Annotated in this window: 9 protein-coding genes; 4 read left to right on the top strand and 5 right to left on the bottom strand. The window is 33.7% G+C overall.

The window, feature by feature from the left end; translation table 11 throughout:
• Nucleotides 1-66 precede the first annotated feature (66 nt).
• Both ACFEL2_RS07150 and ACFEL2_RS07145 read left to right on the top strand, forming a co-directional pair.
• Nucleotides 67-618 (top strand): cytochrome b, encoded by a 552-nt coding sequence (locus ACFEL2_RS07150; RefSeq protein WP_375331890.1) that lies wholly within the window; start codon nucleotides 67-69, stop codon nucleotides 616-618.
• A gap of 369 nt (nucleotides 619-987) precedes the next feature.
• Complete coding sequence (locus tag ACFEL2_RS07145; protein WP_375332398.1) at nucleotides 988-1,956, top strand: LD-carboxypeptidase; 969 nt, start codon at nucleotides 988-990, stop codon at nucleotides 1,954-1,956.
• Nucleotides 1,957-2,085: 129 nt separating this feature from the next.
• Here ACFEL2_RS07145 and hemC read toward each other — a convergent pair whose 3' ends face one another.
• The 3 genes from hemC to secA form a co-directional block, all read right to left on the bottom strand.
• The gene (hemC, locus tag ACFEL2_RS07140; protein WP_375331889.1) at nucleotides 2,086-2,988 is read right to left on the bottom strand and encodes a hydroxymethylbilane synthase; all 903 of its coding nucleotides are present in this window, start codon (nucleotides 2,986-2,988) and stop codon (nucleotides 2,086-2,088) included.
• A gap of 198 nt (nucleotides 2,989-3,186) precedes the next feature.
• Nucleotides 3,187-4,062 carry an aminoglycoside phosphotransferase family protein gene (locus tag ACFEL2_RS07135; protein ID WP_375331888.1) on the bottom strand — a complete coding sequence of 292 codons (876 nt, stop codon included), beginning with the start codon at nucleotides 4,060-4,062 and terminating at the stop codon, nucleotides 3,187-3,189.
• A 13-nt stretch (nucleotides 4,063-4,075) separates the two neighbouring features.
• Nucleotides 4,076-6,808, bottom strand: coding sequence for a preprotein translocase subunit SecA (gene secA / locus ACFEL2_RS07130; RefSeq protein WP_375331887.1), 2,733 nt, complete (start codon nucleotides 6,806-6,808; stop codon nucleotides 4,076-4,078).
• A gap of 405 nt (nucleotides 6,809-7,213) precedes the next feature.
• On the opposite strand from secA, the gene ACFEL2_RS07125 reads away from it, so the two are divergent.
• Nucleotides 7,214-8,059 (top strand): peptidylprolyl isomerase, encoded by an 846-nt coding sequence (locus tag ACFEL2_RS07125; protein WP_341751703.1) that lies wholly within the window; start codon nucleotides 7,214-7,216, stop codon nucleotides 8,057-8,059.
• A 386-nt stretch (nucleotides 8,060-8,445) separates the two neighbouring features.
• On the opposite strand, the gene ACFEL2_RS07115 is transcribed toward ACFEL2_RS07125, so the two are convergent.
• Nucleotides 8,446-8,913 (bottom strand): hypothetical protein, encoded by a 468-nt coding sequence (locus ACFEL2_RS07115; RefSeq protein ID WP_341755944.1) that lies wholly within the window; start codon nucleotides 8,911-8,913, stop codon nucleotides 8,446-8,448.
• A 118-nt stretch (nucleotides 8,914-9,031) separates the two neighbouring features.
• Nucleotides 9,032-9,610, bottom strand: a complete 579-nt coding sequence (locus ACFEL2_RS07110) for a disulfide bond formation protein B (RefSeq protein WP_341751705.1) — start codon at nucleotides 9,608-9,610, stop codon at nucleotides 9,032-9,034.
• A gap of 397 nt (nucleotides 9,611-10,007) precedes the next feature.
• Between ACFEL2_RS07110 and ACFEL2_RS07105 the strand changes: the two genes are divergently transcribed.
• A complete protein-coding gene (locus tag ACFEL2_RS07105; RefSeq protein WP_375331885.1) occupies nucleotides 10,008-12,242 on the top strand; it encodes a Sca4 family protein in 2,235 nt (744 codons plus the stop codon).
• Nucleotides 12,243-12,552: the final 310 nt, after the last annotated feature.

Raw genomic sequence — 12,552 nt, 5'->3', positions numbered from 1 at the left:
AATATTAACATTAAGATAGAAACTTGAATATACTTAAAATTATTTAGCTATGTTGTAGGTTTGAATATGACTATTAAAAACACTGAAAATTCCTATGGTTTAGTTACAAAACTTCTACATTGGATAGTTGGAGTTATGATAGTGTCAATGATTATAGTTGGTTTTTCTATGCAAAACATAGAATATCCTGTTATAAAACAGCAAATTTACGCCTATCACAAGGCTACAGGCGTGATGGTATTATTACTAGTATCCATAAGATTGCTATGGCGTTTAATTAATATCAGAGTAATCTTACCAAGTGATTTACCAAGATGGCAAAAAAATGTTGCTACCTTAAATATCAATATACTCTATCTTTTAATGTTTATAATGCCAATCAGTGGTGTATTAATGACCATTCTATCAGGTCGTAACATTGACATATATGGACTGTTTACTATCACTTCATTCATTCAGAATGCATCATTTGCCAAAATATTTTACAAAATGCATGAATTTTCAGCATTTATTCTCTGTATTTTAATTGCTCTGCATACTTTAGCTGCCTTTTATCACCATTTTGTAAGAAAAGATGATGTATTGAAGAGAATGTGGTTCAATAACAGAAATAATTGAAAATGTAAAGAATTAGGCAACTTTTGGAATTGCTGCATATAACTATGTATAGTCCTCTATAATATAAAAGCATTGTGGATAAGTTTGTGAATAAAAAATGAATGATCATTTTGTAAAATCCATGTTCAACTTAATTTTACATCTTATTAACAAGCAAATATATTGCTATAATTGCTTAAAGTATAGATTAAATCTTATTAATATCTTAATTGTAAATAGAAAAAATATTAATGCCATTGACTAATTTTTACTTAGTGCATAACTTTTATCGTGTATAATCAAATTAATTAATCAATGATAAAATTCAGACTATAATAGAAAACCATCCATATCATAAATAGGCTATGCTCGATGAGAAGTAATATTTGTATAATACTCCTACCAGTTGTTTTTATGTTATTATCAGCATTTTCGAATCTAGACTTTAACAAAAATAATAAGGAATTTATTAGTTTATTGAAAGATACAAAAATTACTGTTGTTGCTCCTGCCTCAGGGGTAAGCAGTGAATTATTATCTAATTTAAAAAATATTACTTCATTGAAACTAGATATTTCAAATAGTTGCTTTGGAGGAAAAAGCTTATTCCATTCTACCGACGATAAAACAAGGTTATCGTGTTTAGAAAACGCGTTACTGGATCAATCAAATGACGTAATATGGACACTTCGTGGGGGATATGGTTCAGCAAAATTGATTCCTGACTTACAACGCATGAAAAAACCTATAAAGGAAAAGTTTTTTATAGGGTTTAGTGATATGACTGCTTTACATATTTTCTTTTCTCAAGAATGGGGATGGAAGACAATTCATGGTAACGGAATCATTGAAATATTTAATCCAACAAGAGATCATCAGAATTTTATAAAAATAGCAAAAATAATTTCTGGTAAAGAAACTCTAGCTAAAATTAAAGGGTTATCAGCAATCAACCATGCTGCAAAATCTAGCAAAATTGTTACAGGTAATCTTACTGGCGGTAATCTAACCATTGTACAAACATCTATAGGTACATCATGGCAAATAAAAACAGCAGATAAGATTCTTTTTTTGGAAGATGTTGACATAAAACCATATCAGCTAGATCGCATTTTATATCATTTAAAACAAGCAAGGCTGCTAGATCATGTAAATGCTATAATATTTGGGACTTGTGGAGGTGATGGTAAGAGTATCATTACTGTTCTTACTGATTTTGCAGCAACCTTAAAAATTCCAGTATTTAAGACTAATAGGTTTGGTCACGAGCAAATTAATGATCCAATTATTTACAATACTAGTACAAAAATTATTTCTTCTAATGATAACCAGTTCGAATTAATAATGAAATGCTATTAAGAATAATTCTAAGTGAACCCAAGAAGGTTTTAGCCTATAGTCAATTGAAGAGAATTGAGTAGCAGGAGCGATGGAGCGACACCTATATGTAATAGGCGAAGGATCGAAGACGACGTTACCAAATTTTCCTCAATTCACTATAGCTAACATCAAAGTTTTTGCAGCCTGTATGCCAGAATTTTTGCAATCTTTTGAATTAGAAATGTCACTATGAAAAACTATTTTACTACCGTCAAAATCAGAAAGCATAAACTCTGTATGAATATCATTACCTATATACGTTGAATAAGCAGCTATAGGAGTTTTACAATCTGCATCTAAATGTTCCAAAAATGCCCTTCCAGCTTGCATTAGCTCCCATGTTTCAAGATGGTTAATTTTATTACATATTTCCTGCATTTTATGATCGTTTTTTCTTATCTCTACCGCTATAACTCCCTGACCTACAGGTGGTAACATTTCCTTTGTCTCTATTAAGTGGCAATATTGTGTATTAAATAGTCCTAATCTTTTTAAACCACTATAAGCTAAAATGGTTGCATCAACATCACCTTGCATTAATTTTTTTATTCTTGAATCGACATTTCCTCTAAAAGTAACAATTTTTAAATCAGGTCTTTTTCTTTGTATTAGGATTTTTCTACGAACTGAAGATGTACCTACCTTACTAGCAAAAGGCAGTTCTTCTATTGATTTATAATCTAAGCAGACAAATACATCTCGTGCATCTTCTCTCTCAAGTACAGCACATATCATCAATTCTGACGGTAGTTTGCAAGGTACGTCTTTTAAGGAATGTACAGCTAAGTCAATTTCGCCATTTATAAGAGCATTTTCTATTTCTTTTAAAAATAAAGCTTTGCCACCTATATCATACAGATTTTTATCCTTAATCAAATCACCAGAGGTAGTTATTGGAACTATTTCATAAATTATGTTTGGATAATGAATTTTAATTTGGTCTACTACTAAATTTGTCTGTATTAAAGCCAAAGGACTTCTTCTTGTACCTATTTTTATTACTTTCTTCATAGAACCTAGCTATTTTCTCAAATGCAGATCTTTTTATTACTGTTAATCTACAAAACTCATTATCTCCAAAATCTTGTAATTACATATATTAAATGATAAAGATTATTTTTATCATCATGATCATTTATTGTAGGTTACACAAGAGCTTTAATATAGAAATTACTTCTATGTCCTAATTTTTGCTATTCATAACATTGTTTAGTTATGCCTGTAATCTGTAAGTACTTCATCAATAACACGCCATGATTGTGTGACTTCTGCAGTATTTGTACCCGGGAGGTCTGCTGCGATAATTAAGGCCTTCCATAATGTCCATGCACGACCGCGACTCCAAGTGCCGGCGTCTAATGGAAGCATTGTCCGAAAGATTTCCCGACTTCTTCCTTGAAATAACGTCCAAGTAATCGCCAAATCACAGGCTGGGTCGCCGATCCCTAGCCCTCCAAAATCAATTACAGCACTCAACTTTCCTTCTTGTACTAGCAGGTTGCCGGTGCTGATGTCACCATGAATCCATATTGGCGAAGCTTGCCAAGTAGTAGTCAGAGCTTCTTCCCAAATTTTAGTAGCAGTGCTGATATCGATCTTGTTACTTAATGCAGAGATTGCTTGTCGTGTCTCAGTGTCGTAGATCGTTAGAGGTCCACCACGATAGAAGTTATGTAAGCCTGGTAGAGGTCCGTCCGTGGGATCAATGCTTTGCAGAGCGATAAGAAATTGTGCGAGATTGGTTGCGAAGTCACCTAGGTCGGCTATGTGTGCAGATGTAGCAGTTTCGCCCTCAATCCAGCGGTAAATGGACCATCGCCATGGATAGCCCTCACCAGCTTCTCCCATTGCTACAGGCAGTGGAATTGGAAGTGGCAGCAAAGATGCCAATCTAGGCAACCACTTTTGCTCTTTTTCTACCTGTATTGCATACCTCTCGCTACTAGGCATGCGTACAAGCATGTGCTTACCCAAGCGAAATGTTCTGTTGTCCCAACCACTGAGTTCGACCGGCTGAACAGGCAAATCTCTAAATTGTGGAAACTGGGTGGCTACTAAGCAACTCACAAGTTGACTGTCTATCATTAAATTGCACTGCTTATTCATTACTTCCGTGACAATATTTATATTTCTTGCTAGAACCACAGGGACATAACTCATTTCTAGCCACTTTTCCCCAACTTGATGGGTCTGATTGTACTCTATCCTGTGGATTGACTTGAGTTTTAATGGTTTTAAGTTGAGTTTCAATACTAACACCAGCATTATATTTATTAAAAGCTGGGTCCTCCCTAGTTTCTCGCATTGTCTTTTGAAGTTTTTTATTTTCCAAAGACATTGACTCTTTTTTAATATGGCTAGTATCCATATGGAGATGACAAACTCTTTGGATAAATAATTCCTTCAAATTATCGAGCATTTGTTCAAATAAATTGAAAGCTTCTCTTTTATACTCGTTAAGAGGATCTTTTTGGGCATAAGCCCTTAGTGATATACCTTGTCGTAAATGATCTAAATTATGTAGGTGATCTTTCCATACTTGATCTAAAGTTGTTAGTAAAATATACTTAATTGCGTCATTCATCAAGTTAACGCTATATGCTTCCTCTTTTGCTTGGTACAAATCATTTACCATTTGTACAACGTTAGATACCACCTGTACTTCGGTAACATCAGCTTTTGTTATAGATTCATGCTGTAGTTTTATAGCAAAAATACGCTGCAACTCTCCTGTTAGAGCATTTATATCCCAGTCTTCTCTATAAGAACTAGGTGGAATAAAAGTTAATACCACTTTTCCCACTAGTTCTTTTGTCATGTTAGTTAAAAAATCATGTGCATCTTTTGACTTAATGATGTCACTGCGCTGTTCATAAACTATCTTACGTTGATCATTCATAACATCATCAAAACGTAATAAATTTTTACGTATTTCGTAATTATGTCCTTCAACTTTCTGTTGAGCTTTTTCAAGTGAACGACTAATCATAGGGTGATGGATTGCTTCACCATCTTTTAAACCTAACGTTCTTAAAACTCCGGAGATACGGTCTGAGGCAAAAATACGCATCAGATCATCTTCTAAAGACAAGAAAAATTTTGTATTGCCTGGATCACCTTGTCTACCAGCTCTTCCTCGTAACTGGTTATCTATCCTACGACTCTCATGCCTTTCAGTACCTATAACAAATAATCCTCCAGCCTCTATTACACGCTGCTTCTCTTCAGCTATCTGCTCTTTTATTTTTACTATTTCTAATTCATATTGCTCTTTTGCTAGGTTCTTTAGAGATAGTTGTTCTATTAGCATTTCCGGGTTACCGCCAAGCATAATATCTGTACCACGACCTGCCATATTTGTGGCAATAGTCACAGCCTTAAATCGTCCAGCTTGAGCTATAATAAATGCTTCCTGCTGATGAAATTTTGCATTTAAAACATTATGAGTTATTTTATTTTTGGTAAGTAAGTTAGAAATTTCTTCAGACTTCTCTATACTAACCGTTCCAACCAAAACAGGTTGACCACGATCATGACATTCTTTTATTAATTTTAGGATAGCTTCATATTTATCTTGTTTACTGCCATAAATCTCGTCATCATAATCAACTCTAGTAATTGGATTATGGGTAGGAACAGCAAGAACATCAAGATTGTATATGTCTTTTAGCTCTGCAGCTTCGGTCATTGCTGTACCAGTCATACCTGATAATTTGGGATAATTCCTAAAATAGTTTTGGAAAGTAATAGAAGCTAAGGTTTGATTCTCATTTTGAATTTGTACATGCTCTTTTGCCTCTAGTGACTGGTGTAACCCTTCAGAATACCGTCTACCTTCCATAACGCGTCCAGTAAATTCATCAATAATCATAACTTTTCCATCGCGTACTAAATAATCAACATCACGATTGAAGAGGATATGAGCCCTTAATGATTGATTGATATAATGAACTAAACTTAAATTTTCAAAATCGTAAAGGCTTGAATCTTTTTCAATAAGACTATTAGCTACAAGCATTGATTCTACATGAGTTATACCATTCTCAGTAAGATTAACTGTCCGTAATTTCTCATCTTTTTCGTAATCTTCATCTTTAAACTGACGAACTAATTTATCAATTGTGCTGTATAAATCCGAGCGATCGTCTACTGGACCTGATATAATTAGCGGAGTTCTTGCTTCATCAATTAAAATTGAGTCAACTTCATCAATAATAGCGAATTTAAAAGGTCGAAGTACCTTAGAATCTTCACTATATTTCATGTTATCTCTGAGGAAGTCAAATCCAAGCTCGTTATTAGTTGCATAAGTAATATCTGCTCTATAAGCGTTACGTCTATCATCATCACTGATATTAGCAACTATACAACCAACAGATAACCCTAGGAAATTATGAATTCTTCCCATCCACTCAGAATCACGTTTTACTAAATAATCATTTACCGTAACAACATGCACCCCTTCACCAGTAAGAGCATTCAAATATGCAGGTAATGTGGCAACTAAAGTTTTTCCTTCTCCTGTACGCATTTCAGTAATCATACCACGGTGCAATATCAATCCACCAATTAGCTGAACATCAAAATGCCTCATCCCATAGACTCTTTTTGAAGCTTCCCGTACAACAGCAAAAGCTTCATAAGTTAAGTCATCTAATGACTCACCATCTTTTAATCTTTGCCTAAATTGCTCTGTTTTATTTCTCAAATCATCATCAGAAAGTTTTTGTATTGAAGGCTCGAGCAAATTAATTTTTTCAATTTCTAAAGATAGTTTTTTTATACTTCTATCATTTGCTGTGCCGAATAATTTTTTAAGTAAAGAAAGCATTTATATCCTAGATTTAAATAACGCGAATTTGGGATAAGAATTTGTCAATTCTTATCCCAAATTCGGTGAAATTATCGAAACAATCAGATTTGAGACGGCTCTGCATCTGATTGTTAAATTAATATTTTGCTAAAAACATGATTTTAAAAGATTAAAATCATGTTTTTAGCTTTAGAAAGGTTTAAAATGCATTCGTAGAATCGCTTCAAGAATGCATTTTTCCTTATAACAAGCCAATTCGATATAAGAATTAACAATTCTTATATCGAATTGAGGTTAGTAAATATCCTGTAAAATATGATATTTTATGATATTTATCAAACAAATTGTAAATAGCTGTTGACGTAGAAGGGTTATCCTTATAAAATCCAGCTGTCATAAACAATATATAATAATGGATAACAAATGAAAAGAACAACTATAATTTTTTTAGCTGCTAGTTTACTTGCGAGTAGTGCTTTTGCTGATGAAGATAAAATTGTTGCTACTTATAAAGGTGGTGAAGTAAAAGAATCGCAGGTTATGCAACAATTCCAACCTTCTTTAGATACCCAACCAAGTGCTAAAGGAAAAAAGTTTACTGATTTTGACGCGAATATACAGGAAATGTTAGTAAAGGGCTATATCGATGCAAAATTGCTTGATCAAGAAGCCAAGAATTCTAATATTGAATCTTCAAAAGAATTCCAATCTAAGTTGAATATAGTAAAAAACCAATTGGTTCAGCAAGAATTGATGGAGCGTTATGTAAAATCTCATGTTGATGAGAAAATGATTAATGCTGAATATGATAAATTAGTTGCTAGCCTAAAAGGAAAAGAGGAAGTAAAAGTAAGTCATATTTTAGTTGCAAATGAAAAAGACGCAATAAATGTACAAAATAGACTTAAAAAAGGGGAAAAATTTGCTAAGCTTGCTAAGGATTTCTCAAAAGATGAAGGGTCTAAAGCAAATGGTGGAGAAATAGGCTATATTACTTCTGGACAGCTAGTGCCTGAATTTGAAGATAAAGCATTATCAATGAAAGTAAATGAAATCTCTTCTCCAGTTAAAACCCAATTTGGTTGGCATATAATTACTGTACTTGATAAAAGACCTGCACAAATACCTTCTAAGGAGGAAGCTATTGCTAGTATAACCAATCAACTTAGTAGAGATGTTATATTAAAGTATGTTGCTGATCTTGAAAGTAAAGCTGATATCAAAATAATGTTACCGAAGTCACAAATAACAAATGAGACTAAAAAATAATCTAGTATGACCTAATAACCTGAATTTGATGTAACTTGTTACGTTGAATTCAGGCTACTACAGTTGTAGTTACTACACAGAGCTGTCATTCCCGCGTAAGCGGGAATCTAAAAAAATAAACCAAGATGGTTTGTTAGACTTTTTTAGACCCCGCACTGAAGCAGGGGTGACAGCCCTTCTCTTATTATAGCAAAAATCTTCTTTGGTTATAGTCAATTCAGGAGGATTTGGTGCTAGGAGCGATGGAGCGACGCCTTGTAATAGGCGAGCGACGAGTGACAACGTCACCAACTTCTCATCAATTGACTATAACTATAAAGATAGCTCCGGACACTAATGAACCCACGCAGGGAATCAATATCTGCCTTGGTAATATTATTTTATCCTCAACGTGTTCTTGACCCCTCGAATGTTTTGCTAATCGCTTTACCTAGAGCTTCTGCTGATTTGGTAAAGTTATCATATGCTTTTCCACGTTCTGTTGCAGATTTACCAATAGATCCGATTAAAGCAATAGTAGATTTTAAAAAATCACCGAATTGAGTGATAACTTTTGGGGTTTTCATATCTTTCATAAAATTATCTTTGATATTATTTAAGTCATCAACTATTTCAGCAAGATTTTGTGGATTTGGCTTAACCCCTATTTTTCCTTCTATCTTCCGCAAGATTTTTGCACTTTCTGGGCTTACTTGAGCAACTTTAGAGTTAACTTTTTTTAATCCATCTCGGAGTTTGTCTATTATCTCATCATCATTTGGTACAGCATTAACAAATTGCTCCACTTTTTTCTCTGCCTTATCTGCTAATTTTGCTGCCCCTTTTTTTAATTGTTCTACAAAACTTTTTGGCATTTTATCCTCCATTTATTGGTTATTATTAAAAATTTTCATGATGTTCTGTTATAATAATATAATTAAACTGCTTGAATAGTTATCTTTTTTAAACATAGATCTAATAAGTTAAAATTACTTAACTACTACCAAATAATTGCTGTAAATTTTTCCATTCTAAGTAAGTTGTAGGATCGCTAGGACACATGCCAAAACCACATTCAAAATAAGTTGCAAACACATTAACAAGAGTGATAATTATCAAGCTAATCTCAATTAATGTAGGTACAAAACTAGGATAAAATTGTAGTATACTAAATTTACTTAGAATAAGGCTAATTATAGGAATTATAGACATTAATAGGATTAAAGAAAAAGAAATTATTGCTGACCATGTATAAAAATGTAACCCAAGGAAAGTATTACCATATCCTAAATCATGGGGTAAAATATGCAGCAAAACCTGCCTAAGCCCTACCATCAACGTATAAACACTAGAGATGAATATAATCATATCATATTTCCAAGAAGGATTATATATTATGCTAAGTAGTGCTCCAAGTCCGATAGCAATAAAACCGAATCTTTGTAATAAACATAAAGGGCAGGGTAGTTCATAATAAAAAAATTGGAAAATAAAGGCTACGACATTTGTTACTATGCATAAAATAGCAATAGCAATATATATAATTGTAGGTTGGCTTGAAACTGGGTTCATAACAAATTAAAAAGAGATATTTAAGTGGTCAGTAGCATGTAAGTAAAAATAGATACTAGCTATTAAAAAATTAATATAAAATAATGGTATGATGAAATTATAGCTCTTTTGACTATCTCTATGCCTATTAATTGTAAAAACATAAAACATTAAAATAAATATCAAGATCATAATTACCATTACTGTTGCCTGTTAAAGCTTAGTTTGCCTCTAGGCAAAGAAAATGTCAAGATATAATTGCGTATATGCTTAGTGCTAATATTATTTATGATATAATTAAAATGATGGACTCTACTTTTTAAGGAAGTTGCCTTAAAAATAAAACAAATTAGTTGCTTTAAAGAAGAATATTATCTAGCATCAAATATAGCTAGAATTTAAGAATAGGGTGGTAAAAATGAGTGACGGAGAAAATCCTAGAGAATCTTTTGATTATTATACAGATTTGATGATTGAAATAGATGAAGCTGGAAAGAAAGTAGCCAGTGATGGAGAAGATAGTCTAGTTAAAAATCAGGTCATTAATTCTCTATTTGACTATCTACTTGAAATTCCAAATAGAGTTTTGCTAGATCCTTCGATTCCACAAAAAAGCAACAAGGTTGTTGTAATAAATGATGTATTAGACGGCTTGGCTGCAGCAATCAAGACTAATGTTGATGAATGTGAAAAGATAGGGGAAAATACTGAACAAGATGAGTTCGCATTGAAGAAAGCTATAGTGTTTGAGAAACTAGCTGACAAATTGGCACAATCCATACAGCAAGAGGAAATGCCTGATAATTGGCAAGGATATGAAGATAAGTTGCAGACAATCATTGCTTCTACTAAAATAGCAGAACCTGCTCAAGAAGAACTTGCTCAGGACGTCTTTGTGTTGCAAGATATTGCTGAGGAAAATCTTAGAGCATTAGAAGACTATTCTTTTGACACTATCCGCACCCCTTCTTTTTCTGCTGCTGATCGAGATGTTGACCCTATAACCAAGGCAATTAGAAACCAAATCTTAACCAAGCAGAGGGAGCTAATAGTTGAAGCTCTAGTAAAGAATAATATAGTAGAACTAGAAGAAGTTGGAGATTTAACTAAATTTCGTGCGTACTGTGAAAATGAAGAAAACAAAGAGAAAATCAGTGAAGTTCTTAAAGGATCTGAGTTAAAAAGAGCTTTAGAACAAGTAGAAATTGCCGGTTACAAAAATGTTCATACCCAGTTTACAGATAGATTTAGTCCTATGGAATGGAAGGATGGAGCTGGAGAAAGTGGGAATGGTATTACTACTAAAACGCAGATAGTACGAGATGCAAGTGGTAACGAGATTTCTACATTAACAGAAGCAACACATCAAATAAATCCTCCTCAAACAGTGCAAAAAAGTGATGGTACTACAGTAGAAATTAAAAATTATAGGACGATAGATTTTCCGATAGAACTTAAGGATGGTGGTCCAATGCATTTATCGCTAGCGGTAAAGGATCAGCATGGCAGGAATATTGCTGCAAGTAAGGCTGTATATTTTACGGCTCACTATGATGATGATGGTAAGCTAATCGAGGTCAGCTCGCCACGTCCAGTTAAGTTTAATGGAACTGGTTCTGATGCAGTTGGGTATATAGAACATGGTGGACAAATCTATACCTTGCCAGTAACGCAAGAAAAATATAAAGCAATGATGCAAGAAGTAGCCAAAAACAAGGGACATGGCGTGGATATTTCACAATCTATCGATACACCATCTGTGGATCGTATTATGACTTCTCATCAGAAGACTGAAGAGTTGGGTAGAACAAAAGAAGCTGTGGTTTCCTCTCCTCATGAACTCAAAAGTGAAGAAGTAAAATTAGAGCTTAAAACTCCTGAAGTTGATCTCATGCAATTCCCAACAAACGATAGTATGGTACATACAGCTAGCAAATCAGCTATGCCAGCAGAGCATTCTGAGGAATCTGATCTTGTCCAGGGACACTCTTTTATATCAACAATAAACGATGATATGGTACATACAGCTAGCAAACCAACTATGCCAGCAGAGCATTCTGAGGAATCTGATCTTGTCCAGGGACACTCTTTTATATCAACAACAAACGATGATATGGTACGTACAGCTAGCAAACCAGCTATGCCAAAGCATTTTGAGGACACTTTAGAAAAGACGGTGAGTAGTCTTAGGCAATCTCTATTATTTCCTCCAGTGCGGAAAATCAGTAAGGATATTACGAAACTAGCAGAATCTTTATATGCAAATTTACGTGGAAAAGATCTTGCAGGAAAAAAAGAACATATCAATGGAGAATTAGACAAATTATCAACTCCTCAAGAAAAGATAGAACTATTACAGGAATTGGTACGGGTTGAATCGGATAAAAGGATGGAAAAAGTTCAACAAATTGCTCTTGGAGGAGAGGAAGAAGCGAATGTAGGGCCGGTTAGAGTAATGACAACACAGAGGAAAGAAAGTATAAATGGATCTCCTAAAATGGGATACCAACGGAAAGGAGAACATGTTAATGTTAAAGATGATGTAAATTTACAAAAATTCCTAAATGATAGAATTGTTGAAATTAAGCAAGAATCCAAAAAGCCAGTTACTACTTTTAAAACTCGGAAGGTAGGAGGTCATGGTGGTCTCTAATTTACTTTAATTTCAGTTTTATGTAAGCAGCAAACAAAATGCTATGCATTATGTAAAAATATAAACAAACTATTAGAACAGTTTGTTAGAAGACATCGGTTTGATAGTCTAGGGTAAAGTTTGTTCAATTTATTTGATTTAACTATGCCCCAAATGACAAAATCTGCAAAATGACAATATGTAGCCAGTAACTAAAATAGACTTCTTTCGAAACTCGCTTATACTGAAAGATTTGAAGGAGACACTTCACCTTGAACCGCAGCGTACTTGAATGTACATGAGGATTCGAGTACCGGCTTGACGTACAAAT

It is taken from the genome of Candidatus Tisiphia endosymbiont of Temnostethus pusillus, assembly GCF_964264675.1.
Classification (GTDB): Bacteria; Pseudomonadota; Alphaproteobacteria; order Rickettsiales; family Rickettsiaceae; genus Tisiphia.
This window is presented reverse-complemented; position numbering and strand designations above follow the sequence as displayed.

What these genes read in the sequence shown, in the direction of transcription:
- ACFEL2_RS07150 (WP_375331890.1), top strand. Translation starts at nt 67, where the DNA reads ATGACTATTAAAAACACTGAAAATTCCTATGGTTTAGTTACAAAACTT.
- hemC (WP_375331889.1), bottom strand. Translation starts at nt 2,988, where the DNA reads ATGAAGAAAGTAATAAAAATAGGTACAAGAAGAAGTCCTTTGGCTTTA.
- ACFEL2_RS07135 (WP_375331888.1), bottom strand. Translation starts at nt 4,062, where the DNA reads ATGATAGACAGTCAACTTGTGAGTTGCTTAGTAGCCACCCAGTTTCCA.
- secA (WP_375331887.1), bottom strand. Translation starts at nt 6,808, where the DNA reads ATGCTTTCTTTACTTAAAAAATTATTCGGCACAGCAAATGATAGAAGT.
- ACFEL2_RS07125 (WP_341751703.1), top strand. Translation starts at nt 7,214, where the DNA reads ATGAAAAGAACAACTATAATTTTTTTAGCTGCTAGTTTACTTGCGAGT.
- ACFEL2_RS07115 (WP_341755944.1), bottom strand. Translation starts at nt 8,913, where the DNA reads ATGCCAAAAAGTTTTGTAGAACAATTAAAAAAAGGGGCAGCAAAATTA.
- ACFEL2_RS07110 (WP_341751705.1), bottom strand. Translation starts at nt 9,610, where the DNA reads ATGAACCCAGTTTCAAGCCAACCTACAATTATATATATTGCTATTGCT.
- ACFEL2_RS07105 (WP_375331885.1), top strand. Translation starts at nt 10,008, where the DNA reads ATGAGTGACGGAGAAAATCCTAGAGAATCTTTTGATTATTATACAGAT.